The sequence below is a fragment of the Polynucleobacter corsicus genome (genome assembly GCF_018688255.1).
Lineage (GTDB): Bacteria > Pseudomonadota > Gammaproteobacteria > Burkholderiales > Burkholderiaceae > Polynucleobacter > Polynucleobacter corsicus.
In genome coordinates this window covers 1,434,467-1,453,774 of record NZ_CP061314.1, presented here as the reverse complement: position 1 = coordinate 1,453,774, position 19,308 = coordinate 1,434,467, and the positions used below count along the sequence as shown (strand labels likewise).

19 protein-coding genes are annotated in these 19,308 nt (G+C 46.2%); 13 read left to right on the top strand and 6 right to left on the bottom strand.

The window, feature by feature from the left end:
• Positions 1-54: 54 nt before the first annotated feature.
• From C2747_RS07510 to C2747_RS07500, 3 genes are read left to right on the top strand one after another with little or no spacing between them, the layout of a single operon-like run.
• The gene (locus C2747_RS07510) at positions 55-639 is read left to right on the top strand and encodes an RrF2 family transcriptional regulator (protein WP_215330970.1); all 585 of its coding nucleotides are present in this window, start codon (positions 55-57) and stop codon (positions 637-639) included.
• Positions 639-1,109, top strand: a complete 471-nt coding sequence (locus C2747_RS07505; RefSeq protein ID WP_215330969.1) for a tetratricopeptide repeat protein — start codon at positions 639-641, stop codon at positions 1,107-1,109. Before C2747_RS07510 ends, C2747_RS07505 begins: the two co-directional genes overlap by 1 nt.
• Positions 1,110-1,122: 13 nt before the next feature.
• Positions 1,123-2,532 (top strand): 3'-5' exonuclease family protein, encoded by a 1,410-nt coding sequence (locus tag C2747_RS07500; RefSeq protein WP_215330968.1) that lies wholly within the window; start codon positions 1,123-1,125, stop codon positions 2,530-2,532.
• Between the two features lie 15 nt (positions 2,533-2,547).
• On the opposite strand, the gene C2747_RS07495 is transcribed toward C2747_RS07500, so the two are convergent.
• Entirely contained in the window at positions 2,548-2,790 is a 243-nt protein-coding gene (locus tag C2747_RS07495) for a GIY-YIG nuclease family protein (RefSeq protein WP_215330967.1), read from the bottom strand.
• Between the two features lie 114 nt (positions 2,791-2,904).
• Between C2747_RS07495 and clpB the strand changes: the two genes are divergently transcribed.
• The 8 genes from clpB (at position 2,905) to C2747_RS07455 (ending at position 11,934) form a co-directional block, all read left to right on the top strand.
• On the top strand, positions 2,905-5,499 hold the full coding sequence (gene clpB / locus C2747_RS07490; protein ID WP_215330966.1) for an ATP-dependent chaperone ClpB: 2,595 nt from the start codon (positions 2,905-2,907) through the stop codon (positions 5,497-5,499).
• A 48-nt stretch (positions 5,500-5,547) separates the two neighbouring features.
• On the top strand, positions 5,548-6,786 hold the full coding sequence (locus tag C2747_RS07485; RefSeq protein ID WP_215330965.1) for an MFS transporter: 1,239 nt from the start codon (positions 5,548-5,550) through the stop codon (positions 6,784-6,786).
• Positions 6,787-7,068: 282 nt separating this feature from the next.
• The gene (aceA, locus tag C2747_RS07480; protein ID WP_215330964.1) at positions 7,069-8,367 is read left to right on the top strand and encodes an isocitrate lyase; all 1,299 of its coding nucleotides are present in this window, start codon (positions 7,069-7,071) and stop codon (positions 8,365-8,367) included.
• Positions 8,368-8,480: 113 nt separating this feature from the next.
• The gene (locus tag C2747_RS07475) at positions 8,481-8,921 is read left to right on the top strand and encodes an HIT family protein (protein ID WP_215330963.1); all 441 of its coding nucleotides are present in this window, start codon (positions 8,481-8,483) and stop codon (positions 8,919-8,921) included.
• A gap of 6 nt (positions 8,922-8,927) precedes the next feature.
• Positions 8,928-9,713 carry a substrate-binding domain-containing protein gene (locus tag C2747_RS07470; protein WP_215330962.1) on the top strand — a complete coding sequence of 262 codons (786 nt, stop codon included), beginning with the start codon at positions 8,928-8,930 and terminating at the stop codon, positions 9,711-9,713.
• Between the two features lie 20 nt (positions 9,714-9,733).
• Positions 9,734-10,696 (top strand): Bug family tripartite tricarboxylate transporter substrate binding protein, encoded by a 963-nt coding sequence (locus tag C2747_RS07465; RefSeq protein ID WP_433915492.1) that lies wholly within the window; start codon positions 9,734-9,736, stop codon positions 10,694-10,696.
• A gap of 8 nt (positions 10,697-10,704) precedes the next feature.
• The gene (locus tag C2747_RS07460) at positions 10,705-10,944 is read left to right on the top strand and encodes a LamB/YcsF family protein (RefSeq protein WP_215330961.1); all 240 of its coding nucleotides are present in this window, start codon (positions 10,705-10,707) and stop codon (positions 10,942-10,944) included.
• A gap of 114 nt (positions 10,945-11,058) precedes the next feature.
• Complete coding sequence (locus tag C2747_RS07455) at positions 11,059-11,934, top strand: DMT family transporter (RefSeq protein WP_215330960.1); 876 nt, start codon at positions 11,059-11,061, stop codon at positions 11,932-11,934.
• On the opposite strand, the gene C2747_RS07450 is transcribed toward C2747_RS07455, so the two are convergent.
• The 5 genes from C2747_RS07450 to C2747_RS07430 are packed head-to-tail and all read right to left on the bottom strand — an operon-like array spanning position 11,931 to position 16,292.
• Positions 11,931-12,356 carry a DUF1841 family protein gene (locus C2747_RS07450; protein WP_215333128.1) on the bottom strand — a complete coding sequence of 142 codons (426 nt, stop codon included), beginning with the start codon at positions 12,354-12,356 and terminating at the stop codon, positions 11,931-11,933. The genes C2747_RS07455 and C2747_RS07450 overlap by 4 nt on opposite strands.
• Positions 12,349-13,005, bottom strand: coding sequence for an endonuclease III (gene nth / locus C2747_RS07445; protein ID WP_215333126.1), 657 nt, complete (start codon positions 13,003-13,005; stop codon positions 12,349-12,351). Before nth ends, C2747_RS07450 begins: the two co-directional genes overlap by 8 nt.
• Entirely contained in the window at positions 13,005-13,691 is a 687-nt protein-coding gene (gene rsxB, locus C2747_RS07440) for an electron transport complex subunit RsxB (RefSeq protein WP_215333127.1), read from the bottom strand. The genes nth and rsxB overlap by 1 nt, the downstream gene beginning before the upstream one ends.
• Before the next feature lie 60 nt (positions 13,692-13,751).
• A complete protein-coding gene (locus C2747_RS07435) occupies positions 13,752-15,050 on the bottom strand; it encodes a polyhydroxyalkanoate depolymerase (RefSeq protein ID WP_215330959.1) in 1,299 nt (432 codons plus the stop codon).
• Between the two features lie 42 nt (positions 15,051-15,092).
• Positions 15,093-16,292, bottom strand: a complete 1,200-nt coding sequence (locus tag C2747_RS07430; RefSeq protein WP_215330958.1) for an amino acid aminotransferase — start codon at positions 16,290-16,292, stop codon at positions 15,093-15,095.
• Between the two features lie 149 nt (positions 16,293-16,441).
• On the opposite strand from C2747_RS07430, the gene uvrB reads away from it, so the two are divergent.
• Positions 16,442-18,595, top strand: a complete 2,154-nt coding sequence (gene uvrB, locus C2747_RS07425) for an excinuclease ABC subunit UvrB (RefSeq protein WP_251374865.1) — start codon at positions 16,442-16,444, stop codon at positions 18,593-18,595.
• Positions 18,596-18,712: 117 nt separating this feature from the next.
• Positions 18,713-19,282 carry a Fe-S cluster assembly transcription factor gene (locus C2747_RS07420; protein ID WP_215330957.1) on the top strand — a complete coding sequence of 190 codons (570 nt, stop codon included), beginning with the start codon at positions 18,713-18,715 and terminating at the stop codon, positions 19,280-19,282.
• Positions 19,283-19,308 lie beyond the last annotated feature (26 nt).

Here is a 19,308-nt window from a genome sequence, read left to right as displayed (position 1 = left end):
AATATGGATTCAACCCGATACTTTATCTAATTCAACATATTTGTTAAATCCACCATGAACGTTAATACAGCAGTAAAAGCCGCCCTCAATACCTTGGTTGATATTGCATCTCATTCCAACGGTGTTCAGCCAGTTACTGGCTTAGAGCTGGCGCAGCGCCAAAAATTATCAGTAAGCAGAATAGAGCTCTTACTCAGCGCATTGCGTGCAGCGGGAATCGTGAAGGGTACTAAGGGCCGCAATGGGGGTTACACGCTGTTGCAGGATCCCCGCATGATCACTATCAAAGATGTGGTCCTGGCGATGAATTACATTAAAAAGCGCAAAGTTGAGGCTTGCGATATTGCTAGCGAGCTTTATCAGTCTTTGGAGGCGTATATGCTCAGCTGCATGGCCAATGTGAACCTCTCTGATGCCATCAAGGATTATGTACCGCGATTTAGCGAAGCTAAAACTGCTCCCGAGCGTCAGGCTTTTGTTTATTCTGACTTCAGGGTTGAAAAGCCTTCCAAAGGCGAAGTACAGAGAGTAATCAAGGCACCATTTAAGAAGGTGGAGGATGTACCTTTAGGACCAAACTCCATTTTTAGTTTTGGTGACTACTTACACAAAGCAGGGCAACCACAAGGATCTTTATGATGCAGGTATTGAAATGGAATTTCGCTAGCAAACTATTGGCATCTATTTTGCTGGCAACAGCGCCATGGGTAGTTTCCTTGGCTGCTGATAGCGCCCCAACTAAATCTGACCCAGCTTGGCTAACGGATGCCCGCGCCAGCATCAAATCCAATAATTACGAGCAAGCATTGAAGCAATTGCAGTCTGCAAACGAAGTTAACTCTGCAGACTGGAACAACCTTATGGGGTATAGTCTGCGCAAAAAGCAGCCGCCAGATTTGGCTGCATCTGAAAAGTATTACCAGGCAGCATTGAAGATCGATCCAAGCCACAGATCAGCTTTGGAGTACTACGGCGAGCTGCTTTTGATGAAGAAAGACTTGCCTGGAGCAGAGGCGATGTTGGTAAGGCTTGATAAGGCCTGCCTCTTTGGTTGCGAAGAATACAGCGACCTCAAAGCGAGTATCGCCAAGTATCAAGGTAAAAAGTAACTTTTCAGTTCTCATGTCATCAAGTGGCTATGAATATCCTCCATTAGCATTTGTTGATATTGAGACTACGGGCTCAAACTTCGAGCGTGATCGTATTACCGAAGTGGGTATCAAATCGCTGATCCATGATCAGGTGGAGACTTGGGAAAGCCTGATTAATCCTCAGACATTTATTCCACAGAACATTCAAAGTTTGACAGGCATTCGGCCTGAGATGGTTAATCAACAGCCTGCCTTTGAGGGCTTAGCTACAGAGATCGCTCGCGAGCTCGAGGGCAAGATTTTTATAGCTCACAACGCTCGTTTTGATTATGGATTTTTAAAGGCATCGTTTAAGCGGGTGGGCATCGACTTTAAGCCTAAAGTCCTTTGTACCGTAAAGCTCTCCCGTTTACTCTTTCCCGATCAGGCAAGGCACAATCTCGACACCATCATTGCTGCCCACCGCCTCAAAATTAGCGCACGGCACCGTGCATTGGGTGACGCTGACTTGTTACTTCAGTTCTGGCGAGTTTGTGAAGAAAAGCTCGGGCGTGAAGCGCTTCTCAAGGCGGTCAATCAACTCATTGGTAATCCGAGCTTACCGCCCAATATTGATAAAGCACTAGTGGACTCGATTCCAGAAAAACCTGGCTGCTACATTTTTTATGGTGAAAATCAAATCCCACTGTATATCGGCAAAAGTATTTCGCTACGCAGTAGGGTGATGGGTCATTTTCAGGGGGCGCTTACCCAGCGCAAGGAAATGAAACTGTCGATGCAAGTTCGGGATATCGATTGGATTGAGACTAGCGGAGAGTTGGGTGCACTAATTTTGGAATCGCGACTCATTAAAGAACGCATGCCCAGCATGAATATCAAATTGCGCCGCTCAAAGGATCTCTGTGCCTGGAAATTGGAGCTTGCTGAGGATGGTGTACTCACTCCGTATCTAGTAGGTCATCGCGAATTAGATCCCGGCATTCAGGAAAACTTATTTGGATTGTTCTATAGCAAGCGAGAGGCTAACGCTTACCTTAAAGCGATTGCGAAAAAATATCGCCTCTGTGAGGCACTGCTCGGTCTGGAAAAGCGGATTGAAGATAAAGCTTGCTTTGGTTATCAAGTAAAGCAATGCGGTGGTGCCTGTATTGGTGGTTCTCCTATCGACTTACATAATCTTCAACTCAAAACTGCCCTGGAATTATTTCAGGTGCAAGTTTGGCCATATCCTGGACCAGTGGCAGTAAAAGAGGCGGGCCATATGCATGTAGTAGATCGTTGGCGTTATCTAGGTACGGCGATCAACGAAGAAGAGCTCTATGAGTTGGCTGATTCAGGAGAGGCTGAGTTTGATCTCGATATTTACAAGATCTTGAAAAAAGCGCTAGCTGGAAGCTTTAAGAATCAGGTGATTCCTTTAGCGATCAAAGATACTGCCTAAATCGCCACTTAAAACCTAAGCTTTAAAAAACCCTAGCTTTTCTGATCTTGGTAATTTCTTCAATCTAGCCTCAGCTTTAGACGCCTCAGATCGATCTGGGTGCTCTTGGCTTGCTAAAAGGATTACTGGTCTGCGAGCCCTCGTATAACGAGCGCCTTCCCCTGAATTATGAGCTGCTAAACGATGTTCTAGGCGGTTTGTAATGCCAGCGTAATAGCTGCCATCAGAGCACTCTAAGAGGTAAACAAGCCAGGTCAAAATAGGGATTAATTCGCTTAAAAAGAGGTCTAACAGACTTGAAATTCTGCAGAATACCCCTATATTCTATAGATATAAACATATAAAAATAGATAGAGTAGATAGGACTTAAAAATGAGGATAGATAAATTAACTACGAAGTTTCAAGAGGCGCTCAGTGAGGCGCAAAGTCTTGCTTTGGCAAAAGACAATCAATATATCGAGCCAGCCCATTTGCTACTAGCAATGCTGCGTGACTCAGATGGTGGTGCCAAGAGTTTATTGACGCGCGCTGGCGTCAACGTACCTGGCCTTGAAAAGGCAACTGAGAAACTCATTGCCAATCTCCCAGAAGTGCAGGGCACTAGTGGCGAGGTTCAGGTAGGTCGTGATTTAAGTAATTGGCTCAACTTATGTGAAAAAGAAGCCAATAAGCGTAATGATCAATTTATTGCTGGTGAGTTATTTTTGCTGGTAGTGGCCGATGATAAAGGTGAGCTTGGCAAGATTGCTCGTGAGAATGGTTTAAATCGTAAATCGTTAGAAGCAGCTATTGATTTAGTGCGCGGAGGAGAGTCAGTGAATAGTGCAGATGCCGAAGGTCAACGTGAGGCCCTAAAGAAATACACCATTGATTTAACTGAGCGGGCTCGCATGGGTAAGCTCGATCCTGTGATTGGTCGTGATGATGAGATTCGTCGCACCATTCAGATTCTGCAACGTCGCGGTAAGAACAACCCGGTCCTTATTGGTGAGCCAGGTGTTGGTAAGACTGCGATTGTTGAGGGTTTAGCCCAGCGTATCGTCAATGGAGAAGTTCCTGAAACCCTCAAGAACAAGCGCGTCCTCGTATTGGATATGGCTTTGTTGCTAGCGGGTGCTAAGTACCGTGGTGAATTCGAGGAGCGACTCAAGGCGGTTCTCAGTGACGTTGCCAAGGACGAAGGCCAAACGATCATCTTTATTGATGAGATTCATACGATGGTAGGCGCTGGTAAGGGTGATGGCGCAATGGATGCCGGCAATATGCTCAAACCTGCTCTGGCACGTGGTGAATTGCATTGCATCGGCGCAACCACTCTAGATGAATACCGCAAATACATCGAGAAGGATGCTGCACTTGAGCGCCGCTTCCAAAAAGTGATGGTGGAGGAGCCTAGCGTAGAGGCGACTATTGCCATCTTGCGCGGTTTACAAGAGCGTTATGAGCTGCACCATGGTATTGAGATCACTGACCCAGCCATCGTGGCAGCAGCAGAGCTATCGCATCGCTATATCACCGATCGTTTCTTGCCAGATAAGGCCATCGACCTGATTGATGAGGCTGGCTCACGCATTCGGATGGAGATTGATTCCAAGCCAGAGGTCATGGATAAGCTGGAGCGTCGTCTGATCCAACTCAAGATTGAGCGTGAAGCAGTGAAGAAGGAAAAAGATGAGGCCTCGCAAAAACGTCTTGGCTTAATTGAAGATGAGATCAAGCGCTTGGGTGCTGAGTATGCTGATTTAGAGGAAATCTGGAAAGCGGAAAAAGGTGCTGTATTAGGCGCCGCTCATCTCAAAGAGGAGATCGAAAAAGTCCGCGCTGATATCAATAAGTTACAGCGCGAGGGAAAGCTGGAGCAAGTTGCGGAATTGCAATACGGAAAATTACCTGAGCTCGAGGCAAAGCTGAAGGCCGCTGCGGCAGCCGAGGCAAAAGGAAGTAAAGATGGCGTAGTGAAGAATAAGCTCTTACGTACCCAAGTTGGCGCAGAAGAAATTGCCGAGGTGGTATCCCGCGCTACAGGAATTCCAGTATCGAAGATGATGCAGGGTGAGCGCGATAAGTTACTCAAGATGGAAGAGTTATTGCATCAACGCGTAGTGGGCCAAGAAGAGGCTATTCGCGCGGTATCTGATGCTATCCGTCGCTCCCGTGCAGGTCTTTCTGAAGAGAATCGCCCTTACGGTTCATTCTTATTCTTGGGGCCTACTGGCGTTGGTAAGACTGAGCTTTGTAAGGCTTTAGCTGGATTCTTATTTGATAGTGAAGATCACCTCATTCGTATTGATATGAGCGAGTTTATGGAGAAGCATAGCGTTGCCCGTTTAATCGGTGCGCCTCCAGGCTATGTAGGCTACGAAGAGGGTGGTTACCTCACTGAGCAAGTACGTCGTCATCCATATAGCGTTATCTTGTTTGATGAGATTGAAAAAGCGCATCCGGATGTCTTCAATGTGCTCTTGCAAGTATTGGACGATGGCCGACTAACGGATGGTCAAGGTCGTACCGTAGACTTTAAGAACACCGTGATTGTGATGACTAGCAATATTGGCTCACATCTCATTCAGTCCATGGTCGGTAAGAAGCAGTTAGAGATTAAAGAGGCGGTATTTGAAGAGCTAAAGGGTCATTTCCGCCCTGAGTTCTTAAACCGGATTGATGAGATCGTTGTTTTCCATGGTTTGGATAAAGGCAATATCGCCAATATCGCGAAGATCTTGCTCAAGAACTTGTCAGATCGTTTGGCTAAGATCGATATGCAGATGGATGTGAGCGATGCTGCTTTAAGCAAGATTGCGGAAGTCGGTTTTGATCCTGTATTTGGAGCAAGGCCACTCAAGCGTGCAATTCAACAATATATCGAGAACCCAGTTTCCAAGATGATCTTGGAAGGTAAGTTTGGCCCTAAGGACACTGTTCCTGTGGGCGTTGATCAGAACGGCGATTTCAGCTTTAGCAAGTAACCCATCAACAAATCAGCAGGAATATGCCTGTACCAGTAAACTCAGTACATGACTGACGCCATAAAAATGAGGCGCGCTAGTGATGTCCGGGTTGTTGGTCTCATTAGCCTGGCTCACGGTAGCTCCCATTTCTTTCATTTAATTCTGCCGCCCATGTTCCCATGGTTGAAAGCCGAGTTCGGTTTTAACTATGCTGAGCTGGGCTTGCTGATGACCATCTTCTTTGTGGTCTCTTGTGTTGTTCAGGCGGCATCTGGATTTTTAGTAGACCGTATTGGCTCTCGCCCTGTCTTGTTTGCTGGCGTGGCCTTACTAGGGTTGGCTGCACTCACTTACTCACAAAGTAATGGTTACGCCATGTTGGTGCTGGGTGCGGTAATTGCGGGATGTGGAAATGGCGTTTTCCATCCAGTGGATTACACGCTGATTAATCACAAAATTTCTCCGCCGAATTTGCCTTACGCTTATTCCATTCACGGCGTAACGGGTTATATCGGCTGGGCTGCTGCTCCAGCATTCATGGTGGCTATAACCACCATGGCAGATTGGCGTATTGCGTTTTTATCTGCCGCAGTACTAGAGGTACTGATTCTGGCGACGCTCTGGGTGAGTCGGGCCCGTTTAGTAGATGATGTGCAGGCAAGGCGGGATGAATCAGAGGCTACTCATCTTGCGAACAATCCCGGTGGCGCACCCATGAGTACTTTTGCTTTTCTGAAGCTGCCTGTTGTTTGGCTTTGCTGGATTTTCTTTTTCTTTAGCATGGCTGCCACTACCGGCTTGCAATCCTTTGCCCCAACTGCGCTTTTTAAAATCTACGATATTGCCGTGAGCTCTGGTAATTATTATTTAACGCTCATGTCTTTGGGTGGTGCAGGAGGAATGTTACTGGGCGGCTACTTGGCCACTAAATTAAAAGTGCCTGAGCGCATTATTACAATGTGCTTCACTGTGAACATCGTCATGGGCCTTTTAATTGCTTCAGGTTTAGTGCCTGTGGAATTAATCATCATGGCTTTCATTGTGATTGGACTTGGCTTGGGAATAGCGGCGCCATCCCGTGACTTGATGATTCGCTCTGCAACACCCTCCGGCTCATCGGGCAGGGTGTACGGTATTGTGTATTCAGGTATTGATTTGGGCGCCGCCCTAAGCCCACTGATCTTTGGAATCTTCTTGGATGTGGGATTGCCAAAGCTCTTATTTATTGGCGTGGCTCTTCTCCAGCTCATGATTATTTTGACTGGATTTAAGGTGTCGAGCATCAGCACTCCCAAGGCTATCTAGAAGATCTCCTTCTTTTCACAATGTGAAAAGTCATTCCCATACGCAAAATGCAGTGCAACATTCCAACTAAGGCATTATTTCATCGCCTGAATTCATATTTCATAATATAAAAAATTATTTTTAAGTAATTGAATTTATTGAACTAATTATTTTCAATCAATACTGAAATAGTTCTTGCATGCTTTCTCCAAGTACTTAAACTCTTATATAAGACATAAGACTTCATTGTCTGTACTGAGTGTCTCAATATTCGATGTACTGGCTTAACTTAGGGAGAAAAACATGGCAGATCGCAAAGCAGAAATCGCAGCACTACAAAAAGACTGGGATACCAATCCACGCTGGAAAGGTATTACTCGTGGATACACGGCTGAAGACGTTGTCCGTCTTCGTGGCTCATTGAAGATTGAATACACCTTAGCTAAGCATGGCGCAGAGCGTCTCTGGGAGCTGGTAAATAACGAAGCGTACGTTAACTGTTTAGGTGCCCTGACTGGTGGTCAAGCAATGCAACAGGTTAAGGCTGGTGTTCAAGCAATTTACCTGTCAGGTTGGCAGGTTGCTGCTGACGGTAACACTTCTGCAGCGATGTATCCAGACCAATCCTTGTATCCAGTAGATTCAGTTCCGAAAATGGTTGAGCGTATTAATAACTCATTCCAACGTGCTGATGAAATCCAAACATCTAAGGGTGTTAATAAAGGCGATGCTGGCTATATCGAATATTACGCTCCCATCGTTGCCGATGCTGAAGCAGGCTTCGGCGGTGTATTGAATGCATTCGAACTCAGTAAAGCATTGATCAAGCAGGGTGCAGCTGGCGTTCACTTCGAAGACCAATTGTCTTCTGTTAAGAAGTGCGGTCACTTGGGAGGTAAAGTATTGTTGCCTACAGCCGAGTCAGTACAGAAATTGATTTCTGCTCGTTTGGCTGCTGACGTAATGGGTGTTTCAACCATCATCTTGGCTCGTACCGATGCTGAAGCTGCTGACTTGTTGACATCGGATTACGATGCAAATGACAAACCATTCTTGACTGGTGAGCGGACCCCAGAGGGCTTTTACAAAACACGTAAAGGCTTAGATCAAGCGATCTCCCGTGGCCTGGCATACGCCGCCTATGCTGATATGGTGTGGTGTGAAACCGGTACACCAGACTTAGATTTTGCTCGTAAGTTCGCTGAAGCAATTCGTGCGAAGTTCCCAGGCAAGATGTTGGCCTACAACTGCTCACCATCTTTTAATTGGAAGAAAAACTTGGATGACGCAACGATTGCGAAGTTCCAGCGCGAATTAGGTGCCATGGGTTACAAGTATCAGTTCATTACTTTGGCTGGTATTCATTCGATGTGGTACAACATGTTCGACTTGGCTCAGGACTACATGAAGCGCGGTATGACTGCCTACATTGAGAAAGTGCAAGAGCCAGAATTCGCTGCTCGTGATCGTGGTTATACATTCGTATCGCATCAGCAGGAAGTGGGCACTGGTTACTTCGATGATGTTACTACTGTGATTCAAGGAGGTAAGTCTTCAGTAACTGCATTGACTGGCTCCACAGAAGAAGAGCAGTTTCACTAAGCATTCCCTAAGTACTTCGTAATAAAACAGTAAAAGAATCCACCCTTACTGTCGCGGCATCTAAATTACCCCATAAGGGTGACTTAGGTGCCGTTTTCGTTTACATTCTTCCCATGACTAATTGCGTACTCTGTAAAGAAGAGCTTAAGCCTGAAGAGGGCCAGTTGATTTGGCGTGGAGATGACTGCCGAGTTATCTTGGTGAATGATCCTGATTTGCCTGGCTTTTGCCGTGTGATTTGGAATCACCATGTCGCTGAAATGACAGATCTAAGTCATGGTGAGCGCGAACATCTGATGTCGCTAGTCTTTGCTGTAGAGGAGGCGGTAAGGCATGTGATGTGTCCAGATAAGGTCAATATTGCAGCCTTAGGCAATATGGTTCCTCACATACATTGGCATGTCATCCCAAGGTATCAAGACGATGCTTTCTTTCCAGGATCAGCTTGGTCTAAAAGAACTCAAGAAGTAAAAGAAGCTGTACTAGAAACAAGAAGACAAAAAGCACTAGAGCTTCCTGGGGCTGTTAGGGCCGCTATCGCTACTCTCTTTTAAAAACTGATGAGCAAAATACGGTCCTATTTCCTGATATTTGTGATTGGCATATTGCTGATTCCGACTTCGTATGCCGCAGATATTCAGGTAATTACCTCAGGCGCATTTGCTGAGGCGTTAAAAGAGCTAGCCCCTGAGTATGAAAAACAATCCTCCAATAAAGTGATTATTTCTTATGGATCATCCATGGGGGTTGCGCCTGACTCTATCCCTTCTAGATTGGCTAAAGGCGAACAGTTTGATATCTTAATTCTAGCGGCACCTGCTCTAGAGAGTTTTATAAAAAGTGGTGCACTTCAGCCGGGACTTCGAGTAGATTTAGTGGCCTCAGTAATGGGAGGGGTAGTGAGAGTTGGCGCACCTAAGCCTGATATTAGTACTATGGCTGGACTTAAATTAGCGTTACTTAATGCGAAGTCAATAGCCTATTCGGCAAGTGCCAGTGGCGTTTATTTATCCACTGAGCTTTTTCCAAGAATGGGAATTTCTGAGCAGATGGATAAAACAGCGAGGAAAATTTATAGCGAGAGAGTGGCATCAGTTGTAGCCAGAGGAGAGGCAGATTTGGGCTTCCAGCAAGTGAGTGAGCTGCTGCCGATTCCCGGAGTAGATTACATTGGTGAGTTGCCACCAGAGGCGCAAAAGACTGTTCTATTTTCTGCAGGCATTACTAGTAGCGCGAAAAATCTTGAGGAAGCTAAAGATTTCATCCAGTTTTTAGCATCAACTAAAGCAGTCCCAGCTATTCAAAAGACAGGTTTAAAGCCGGTACTACCAGCTTTGCCTTGGTAGGATTTAAGAGGAAATAAAAAATGAAGCTGTTGCCTAAACTAACCCTGATGACATTGTTATGTTTAGTCCTAGGGCAGGCTTTTGCCGTTGACCCTTGGCCAAATCATCCTATTAAATTCATCGTTGGCTTTGGTCCTGGCGGCGCTAATGATACGGTTGCTAGAGTAGTTGCGGAGGCGGTTTCTAAGCAACTCGGCCAACCTATTATTGTGGAGAACAAGCCTGGAGCCGGATCTGTATTGGGTGCAGATTTTGTGGCGAAGAGTGCGCCAGACGGATATACCTTTTTTATTAGCGCAGGTGGAATTGTTACCAACCCCATGATCAAGGCATCGATGCCCTATAAGGAGGGTGACCTTGTCCCGGTTGGGTTACTAACCATTAGTCCATCCATTATTGTTGTCTCGGCAGATTCAAAAATTAATCATATGAAGGATTTGCTCATATTAGCCAAGGATTCAAAAGGACTTAATTTCTCTACTGCTGGTACTGGGAGTACTCCACATTTTGTAGCGGAGATGCTCAAAGTAAAAGCAGGTGGTAAATATGAAATTATTCCTTACAAGAGCGGCTCAGAGGGAATGGTTGCTGTTATCTCTAATCAAGTTGACGCTACATCAGAAGCTAGTGTGGTTGTGATTCCGCAAATCCAAGGCGGTAAATTAAAGGCAATTGCATCAACCTGGAATAAAAGAATTGCCGCCCTCCCGAATGTACCAACAACCAAGGAGCAGGGTTATCCGGAAGTGTTGATTGGCCACTGGGCAGGGGTTTTTGCTCCCAAGGGTACGCCTGATGCTATCTTAGAAAAAATGAATCAGGCGATTAATGCGGGCCTCAAAACGGCTACAGTGCAAAGTCGTTTGACTCCGCAGGGGATCGAACCTTCACCAGGGACAAGGGCCTCATTCATAAAATTCTTGGCTGATGAAAAGGCAAGGCTAGAGCCAATCGTGAAGCGCGCTAATATGAAAGAAGATTAGGCTAGAAAGTGTCTATAGAAGTAGTAGCGATTCATACCTCTGAGGGCTATCTAGTCTCCCGCACGCAGAAAAATGCCTTGATTCAGAGTGGGGACGAGGCGGCTGATCAGGCATTGCGAATGGCGCGTGATGGCGAGGTACTTACAGTTGATTGCAGTATTGTTAAAGTTCAGGCAGATACGCTTTGCATCCACGGGGATAGCCCATCGGCCCTGGATTTTGTGAAAAAAATTAAACCCTTGCTCTAATTGCATCAAATTTTGGGCTATGTAGCCAAAGGATTATTGGCAGTATCAATACCAAAAAATAGCGAAAAGAGATCTATACATCCTGGATAGTTATTTTTAACCCTTAGAGTAAATATGAATAAAGAAACTAAGGGAATGCTCATTGGCTTCATTGGCATTCTTGTTTTTAGCCTAACCTTGCCGGTAAGTAAAATTACCGTTCAAAGCTTCAATCCTTACTTCATTGCATTTGGTAGGGCTTCCTTAGCCGGTTTAGTTGCTTTAAGCTATCTTGCGTATAAGCAAGTGCCACTTCCCAGTAAAACTGACTTAGTGAAGTTTGCTGTGATTGCACTGGGCGTAGTTTTTGGATTTCCAATTTTTACGACACTGGCTATGAAAGAGGGTTCATCCTCTCATGGTGCCGTCATTTTAGGGATGATGCCCTTAGCAACTACAGTGATTGGAGTCATCCGTTTCAAGGAGCGCCCCTCGATTGGTTTTTGGCTTGTATCCATCTTGGGCGCAGCACTGGTGATGATGTATGCGTTACTTAAAAGTTCTGGAAGCTTTACCTACGTAGATATTTTGCTGGTACTGGGAGGTATTTGCGCTTGCGTTGGGTATGTAGAAGGCGGAGAGTTATCTCGAAAGATGAACCCGCGGGTAGTCATTTCTTGGGCGCTAGTGATTTCATTGCCGATTAATATTGTGGCAACGTATTTCACATTTTCTTCATCGTATTGGGATGCTGATGTAGTTGCTTGGACAAGCTTTGTATACCTGAGTATATTTCCGATGTACTTGGGCTTTTTCTTTTGGTACGAAGGTCTTGCCATCGGTGGAATTGCAAGGGTCAGCCAAGTGCAATTAATCCAGCCTTTTTGTACGCTACTGGCCTCCAGTTTTTTCTTGGATGATCGCATCACCTTAATGAATATGGTCTTTGCTTTTTTGGTTGTCTCTACCGTCATTTTGAGCAAGCGAATGCTCGTGAAGCGAAGCCCTTAGATTAATCTCTGGAGCGCTTCAAGATATTTCTCGGGGCTGAGTGCTTGTCCCTCACGTTGCGCCTCCCACATGACTTGTCCCAAGCACTCCATGATGGCGTGCTGAGCTTCATGTTCAGATCCTAGTTTCTTAGCTAGCTTTTCTGAGATCGCTTTAATACCCGGTGGTTGATCAATCGAGATTTGCTCGCTAATCGATAGGTGCATGGAGAGATGCAAGAAGGGATTGGTCTCACCACGCTCTGGGGTGTAGTCTTGTACAACTGCGCCTTCTGGATCTACTAGGAGTGCATGATATTCCGGGTGCTCCACCATCCAGTCGCTAGCAAGCGTTTCCATCGGCGTCAGAATGTGATCCCCAGTTTTCTTCTTCCAGGTGTCACAGAAAAATCGCCTGACCTCTTCGCGGGTGGGATTAAATATTGCCACGCACTTTTCCTTTACCAGTTTTCTGTTTAAAACTACAAAGTGGTTCAACAATACATTGTTCGCAATCAGGTATTCGGGCTTTGCAGGTATATCGGCCATGCAAGATAAGCCAATGATGCGCATCCATTAAAAACTCTTTGGGGATGCGCTTGAGCAATTGCTCTTCAACTTTCACAACATCTTTGCCAGGCGCCAAACCAGTTCGGTTTGAGACTCTAAAAATGTGGGTATCGACCGCCATAGTGGGTTGACCAAAAGCGGTATTGAGAATCACGTTCGCAGTCTTTCTGCCAACGCCGGGTAACAACTCTAGCTCTTCACGATATTGAGGTACTTCGCCACCATGTTTTTCCAGCAGCAGTCGACAAGTTTCTTGAATATGCTTGCCTTTGGAGTTGAATAAGCCAATGTGCTGGATGAAAGGTTTCACACCTTGCTCGCCTAAATCTAGAAGGGCTTGAGGCGTGTTGGCAATCTTAAATAGCTGACGTGTACCTTTGTTTACTGAAATATCGGTTGCTTGCGCTGATAGCAAGACGGCAATGAGCAGCTCAAACGGAGAGCTGTATTCCAATTCGGTTTCTGGATGGGGATTATTTTCCCTGAGTAGCTCAAAAAAAGCTTGGCGCTTTTCGAGATTCATCATTTCTGTTGCTGAGCTCGCGCAATCGCAGCGGCGATGATGGCTCGCTTTCTTTCCTGCTCTTTTAAGGCAGCTTCTGAATCTGGATTCTCTGCATTCACGGCAACGAGTTTAGCGGCCGCCTTCTTTGCTAGTCGCTCATCGTTATCACGTTGCTCACGATCCAGTCGGACATCACGCGCTGCATATCTTGTACGCGCCATATCTGCTAATTCTGGAGACCAGGCATCCCAGCCAGTTTTTTTATCAGTTACATCCAGCATGGTGATGCAGTCTACAGGGCAAGGGGGAATGCAGAGATCACAACCCGTACACCATTCGCTTAAGACCACATGCATCTGCTTAGAGGCCCCCACAATCGCATCTACAGGACAAGCCTGGATACAGAGCGTACAACCAATACAAGCTTTAGGGTCAATAAAGGCAACAGGCCTGGGGCGCTCTAAGCCGCATTCAGGATCAATAGTGGGGTGCAGTTCATATGCATCTTGAGGAAATACGGGTGTCAGAATTGTGCTCAGCCGCTTAATACCTTCCACTCCGCCAGGAGGGCAGCGATTAGGCAGGGCCTCACCCATTGCCATTGCCTCTGCATAAGCTCGGCAATCAGGGTAACTGCATTTAGTGCATTGGGTTTGAGGCAGAAGATCCTCGAGACGATCTGCAAGCTCTTTCGTCTGCTTCATGTTCATTGCAATTTGCTTGCCCTAAAACTAGAAGCGCGACCCGAAAGTCGCGCTACTGTTTTATGCGGACTTCGAGCCCTCTAGTTTTGGGGGTCTAGCGCGGGTTTTCTTCTGAACAACTTGGTGCTCACGAATAAACGACTTAATCTTTGGATATACCTTCTCGCGCCAGCGACGACCTGAGAAGATGCCATAGTGACCAGCACCGGCAACTTCGTAGTGGTCCTTATCGGCTTTCGGAATTCCTGCACACAAGGCATGTGCAGCGCGAGTCTGTCCGCTACCAGAAATGTCGTCTAACTCACCTTCCACTGTGAGAAGGGCAGTCTTTTTAATATCCTGCGGTTTCACTAAGTCGCCCGAGACTGACCAGGTGCCATTTGGTAAAGAATGATCTTGAAATACGGTCTTGATGGTATCTAAGTAATACTTTGCATCCATATCTATGACTGCGTTGTACTCATCATAGAAACGAATATGGGATTCCGCATCTTGCTCATCACCACGTACTAGGTTTTGGAAGTAATCCCAATGAGATTGCATGTGATTCTGCGGATTCATAGCAATAAAGCCGGAGTGCTGCAAGAAGCCTGGGTAAACATCACGACCAGCGCCCGGATAGTTTGGAGGTACCTTATAGATCACGTGACTTGCAAACCAGTTATACGATTTTTGATCAGCCAAGTCATTTACTGCGGTAGGTGATTTACGAGCATCAATAGGGCCACCCATCATGATCATCGAGGCAGGTGTTTTTTCACCAGCAGAGGCCATCAATGAGATTGCACCCAAGGTAGGAACGGTTGGTTGGCATACAGAGATCACATGCAAATCATCTGCACCAATGGTGCGGATGAAATCCTGTATGTAGTGAACGTAGTCATCTAAACCAAAGGCAGCCTCATCAGCCGGAACAATGCGCGCATCAATCCAGTCGGTGATGTAAACCTTATGATCTTGCAAAAGAGTGCGTACAGTGTCGCGTAGTAATGTGGAGTGATGTCCAGATAGTGGTGCTACTACCAAGACTACTGGATCATCCTTTAATTTCTTAATGACATCCAGATCATCAGAGAAGCGTTTGAAGCGAATTAAATTACAAAACGGTTTAGCAGTAATCGTTTTTTCATGGATCGCTACTTCGCGACCATGGGCTTTTACGGAGCGAATACCAAACTCAGGTTTATCGTAATTTTTGCCTAAGCGATAGAGGAGTTCATAGCTAGCAGCTAAGCGATCGGACCCTGGAATTTTGGAGGCTGGATTTGAGGCATCGACAAATGCCTTAGAGGCTGCGCGAGCCCATGAGCTAATGGGTTGCAGTAGCGCTGTTTGAAACTCATGTAGTTGATATAGCATGGTACCTCCTGGTAATTCAGTTTAACTACTTATTGCATCTATTTAAGCCAATACACGGGCGATTGCTTGAGCTACCTTATCAATATTTTTGGTATTGAGGGCGGCCATACAAATACGTCCTGTAGAGAGGGCATAAATACCATCTTCCTTTTGCAAGCGTTCTACTTGCTCAGCGCTTAAGCCCGAGTAAGAGAACATGCCACGCTGAGCTTTAATGAAAGCAAAGTCTTGCTTAACGCCAGCAGCAGCCAATTTTTCTACGAGACCATGACGCATTGCTTTAATGCGATCACGCATCTGCGCTAGTTCATCTTCCCAAAGCTGTCTGAGTTCTGGTGAATTCAAAACAGCGGCTGCGATCGCAGCGCCGTGAGTTGGAGGATTGGAATAATTTGTACGAATCACGCGCTTCAATTGCGAGAGCACGCGAGTAGATTCATCTTTACTCTGAGTCACGATAGACAAAGCGCCAACGCGCTCACCATATAGTGAGAATGATTTGGAGAAAGAGCTTGATACAAAGAAGGACATGCCAGACTGGGCAAACAAACGAACTGCAATGCCATCTTGCTCGATACCATCAGCAAAACCCTGGTAAGCCATATCTAAAAATGGAATGAGATCTTTTGCTTTGCAGATATCAATCACTTGACGCCATTGCGCTTCAGTAATGTCAGCCCCGGTTGGGTTGTGGCAGCAAGCATGCAGCAATACGGTGGTGTATTTGGGGAAAGACTCCAATGATTTCACCATGCCATCAAAATCTACGCCACGGGTTTTACCATCGAAGTAGGTGTACTCAACTACTTCAAAGCCGGCGGATTCAAAAATGCCACGGTGGTTTTCCCAAGTAGGGTTGCTAATTGCGCAAGGCGCATTTAAGTTGAGGCGCTTGATAAAGTCAGCGCCAACTCGCAATGCGCCGGTTCCACCAAGGCACTCGGCAGTAACCACGCGACCATCTTTAATGAGCGAGGAGTCAGCGCCGAATAATAAGTTCTGTACTGCGCTGTTATATGGGTTTGGGCCTTCGATTGGAATGTAGCTGCGCGGTGAGTGCTTGGCAACAATCGCTTCTTCAGCCTTGATCACTGCTTTCAAAAGAGGTACCTTGCCTTCGTCGGTGTAATACACTCCAACACCCAGGTTGACCTTGTCTGCACGTTGATCGGCGACATAGGCTTCTGTAAGGCCAAAAATAGGGTCTTTAGGGGCTAGCTGGACTGAAGTAAAAAGGTTCATTTGATGGTCAGAAAGGGTGGATAAGGGGATATTTAAATTAAATTTGCTTTGAATGGCTGTTTTTGAGGCTAGATTCAACTATTTCTAAATAAAAACGGCAAAATCGATGTTTGTACAAAATTCGCTGTGAACTAAAACTTACAGTTGAAATGATAGCTGAGATGCCTCCCAAGTTGCCTAAAACTTCCTCGAATTCCCAAGTTGCCGAAAGCAATAAAAGCCCTGTAGCCGATCCTTTGGGTGAGGTAGGTCACGATTTAGATCCAGCTAAATTCGTTTCCTTCCCAGATTCCCCATTTCATCTGTATCAGCCGTTTCCGCCCGCAGGCGATCAGCCAGCTGCAATTGATGCTTTGGTGGCTGGTATTGAGGATGGACTGACCTTTCAGACGCTTTTGGGGGTTACTGGCTCTGGTAAGACCTTCACCATGGCCAATGTCATTGCCAGGACAGGCCGTCCCGCCATCATTTTTGCCCCAAATAAGACCTTGGCTGCTCAGCTCTACAGTGAGTTTCGGGAGTTTTTTCCCAAAAATGCGGTGGAGTACTTTGTTAGTTACTACGATTACTACCAGCCAGAGGCTTATGTTCCGACACGTGATTTGTTTATTGAAAAGGATTCATCAATCAATGAACATATTGAGCAAATGCGATTGTCTGCTACCAAGAGTTTGTTGGAGAGGCGCGATGTCATCATCGTAGCCACTGTATCCGCCATTTACGGTATCGGTAATCCGGGTGACTATCACAGCATGGTGATGACTTTACGTCCTGGTGACAAGATGAGTCAGCGCGATATTTTGATGCGCTTAATTGCGATGCAATACGACCGTAATGAAACCGATTTCAAGCGCGGTGTTTTCCGAGTCCGGGGCGACACGATTGATATTTTTCCAGCTGAGCATAATGAATTAGCGGTGCGTGTTGAACTCTTTGATGATGTGATCGAGAGCTTGCAATTTTTTGATCCACTGACTGGAAAAATTCGTCAGAAGATTCCGCGCTTTACCGTCTATCCAAGCTCGCACTATGTCACGCCCCGTGATACCGTTCTCAAAGCAATTGAAACTATCAAGGCAGAATTACGGATTCGCTTGGATGAATTTGTAAAAGACGGCAAGTTGGTTGAGGCGCAGCGCTTAGAGCAGCGCACCCGCTTTGATCTAGAGATGCTTAATGAATTAGGCTTCTGCAAGGGCATTGAGAACTACTCTCGCCACCTCTCTGGCGCCATGCCGGGTGAGGCGCCACCTACCTTGGTGGACTACTTACCTAATGACGCATTGATGTTCTTGGATGAGAGTCATGTCCTGATAGGTCAACTCAATGCGATGTACAACGGCGATAAGTCTCGCAAACATACATTAGTAGAATTTGGATTCCGCTTGCCCTCAGCCATGGATAACCGCCCACTCAAATTCACTGAGTTTGAAACGAAGATGCGTCAAACCGTATTTGTTTCTGCAACACCAGCTGATTACGAAAACACACACACTGGACAAGTGGTGGAGCAAGTGGCTAGACCAACTGGATTGGTCGATCCAGAAATTGAAGTATTGCCAGCAAGTACACAAGTAGATGATTTGCTAAATCAGATTCACGAACGCGTCAAAGTCCACGAGCGCGTTTTAGTCACAGTATTAACAAAACGTATGGCTGAGCAACTCACAGATTACTTATCGGATAACGGAGTAAAAGTACGCTACGTGCACTCCGATATTGATACGGTAGAGCGTGTAGAAATTCTGCGTGACTTACGCTTAGGTGTCTTTGATGTATTGGTGGGTATTAATTTATTACGTGAAGGCTTAGATATTCCAGAGGTCTCTCTGGTTGCCATCTTGGATGCTGATAAAGAAGGCTTTTTGCGTTCTGAGCGCAGTTTGATTCAAACCATTGGTAGGGCGGCACGAAACGTCAAAGGTAAGGCGATTCTGTATGCCGATCGCATTACCGATTCTATGAAGCGGGCGATGGGCGAAACCGAGCGCCGCCGCACCAAACAAATTGCTTTCAATAAGGCTAATGGCATTGAGCCGCGTGGCGTTAAAAAGCGGATTAAGGACATTATTGATGGGGTCTATGACGTTAAAGAGAAGCGCTCTGAGATGCAGGTGGAGCAGGAGCGGGCTCGCTATGAGGATATGAGCGAGAAGGACTTGGCGGGCGAAATCAAGCGTTTAGAGAAGCAAATGAACTCTGAGGCTAAGAATTTGGAGTTTGAAAAGGCTGCCTCCACCCGCGATAGATTGACCAAGGTGAAGGAAATGGCCTTTGGCGCCAGCTCTCGGGACGCCATTTGAATTGAGGGGTTAATTCCTGAGCAATTTAGTGGGGTATATGGTAAAGTTGAGTGGAATGGTCGGGTATTACCCGCCCGACTGTTAGCTGTCCATAACAATCCATTACCAAGGTGACATATGAGACTTACAACTAAAGGCCGTTTTGCAGTAACCGCAATGATCGATTTAGCCCTGCGTGAGACGCACGGGCCTGTAACTTTGGCCGGAATTAGCCAAAGACAGAAGATTTCCCTCTCCTATTTAGAGCAATTATTCGGCAAGTTACGCCGTTTCAACATCGTTGAAAGTACTCGTGGACCTGGTGGTGGTTACACCCTAGCCCGTAAGTCTGAGGAAATTAGCGTGGCCGATATCATCGTGGCCGTAGATGAGCCCCTGGACGCAACTCAATGTGGCGGTAAAGGTAATTGCCATACTGATGAAGAAACCCAAGGCCATTGCATGACCCATGATCTTTGGTCAAACCTCAATGCCAAGATGGTGGAGTACCTGAGTTCTGTGTCATTAAGAGACTTGGTGCACCAGCAATCTGGACGTGGGATCGTATTGCATGATTTGCGCCCCAAGAAAATCAAAGCTGACAGTGTTAAGGCTGAAAAGTCAGCACCAGCAGTCGCAGCAAAGAAAGAAGATGCCCCGAAGCGTCCTCTCGTGAATTCTGTTTTTAATCTAGCCCGGCAAAGTTAATCCAAGAGATCCATCTCTTTACCTAT

Excerpts from the sequence above, each read along its gene's own strand:
- C2747_RS07510 (WP_215330970.1), top strand. The coding sequence starts at position 55 with ATGAACGTTAATACAGCAGTAAAAGCCGCCCTCAATACCTTGGTTGAT.
- C2747_RS07505 (WP_215330969.1), top strand. The coding sequence starts at position 639 with ATGCAGGTATTGAAATGGAATTTCGCTAGCAAACTATTGGCATCTATT.
- C2747_RS07500 (WP_215330968.1), top strand. The coding sequence starts at position 1,123 with ATGTCATCAAGTGGCTATGAATATCCTCCATTAGCATTTGTTGATATT.
- clpB (WP_215330966.1), top strand. The coding sequence starts at position 2,905 with ATGAGGATAGATAAATTAACTACGAAGTTTCAAGAGGCGCTCAGTGAG.
- C2747_RS07485 (WP_215330965.1), top strand. The coding sequence starts at position 5,548 with ATGACTGACGCCATAAAAATGAGGCGCGCTAGTGATGTCCGGGTTGTT.
- aceA (WP_215330964.1), top strand. The coding sequence starts at position 7,069 with ATGGCAGATCGCAAAGCAGAAATCGCAGCACTACAAAAAGACTGGGAT.
- C2747_RS07475 (WP_215330963.1), top strand. The coding sequence starts at position 8,481 with ATGACTAATTGCGTACTCTGTAAAGAAGAGCTTAAGCCTGAAGAGGGC.
- C2747_RS07470 (WP_215330962.1), top strand. The coding sequence starts at position 8,928 with ATGAGCAAAATACGGTCCTATTTCCTGATATTTGTGATTGGCATATTG.
- C2747_RS07465 (WP_433915492.1), top strand. The coding sequence starts at position 9,734 with ATGAAGCTGTTGCCTAAACTAACCCTGATGACATTGTTATGTTTAGTC.
- C2747_RS07455 (WP_215330960.1), top strand. The coding sequence starts at position 11,059 with ATGAATAAAGAAACTAAGGGAATGCTCATTGGCTTCATTGGCATTCTT.
- nth (WP_215333126.1), bottom strand. The coding sequence starts at position 13,005 with ATGAATCTCGAAAAGCGCCAAGCTTTTTTTGAGCTACTCAGGGAAAAT.
- rsxB (WP_215333127.1), bottom strand. The coding sequence starts at position 13,691 with ATGAAGCAGACGAAAGAGCTTGCAGATCGTCTCGAGGATCTTCTGCCT.
- C2747_RS07435 (WP_215330959.1), bottom strand. The coding sequence starts at position 15,050 with ATGCTATATCAACTACATGAGTTTCAAACAGCGCTACTGCAACCCATT.
- C2747_RS07430 (WP_215330958.1), bottom strand. The coding sequence starts at position 16,292 with ATGAACCTTTTTACTTCAGTCCAGCTAGCCCCTAAAGACCCTATTTTT.
- uvrB (WP_251374865.1), top strand. The coding sequence starts at position 16,442 with ATGATAGCTGAGATGCCTCCCAAGTTGCCTAAAACTTCCTCGAATTCC.
- C2747_RS07420 (WP_215330957.1), top strand. The coding sequence starts at position 18,713 with ATGAGACTTACAACTAAAGGCCGTTTTGCAGTAACCGCAATGATCGAT.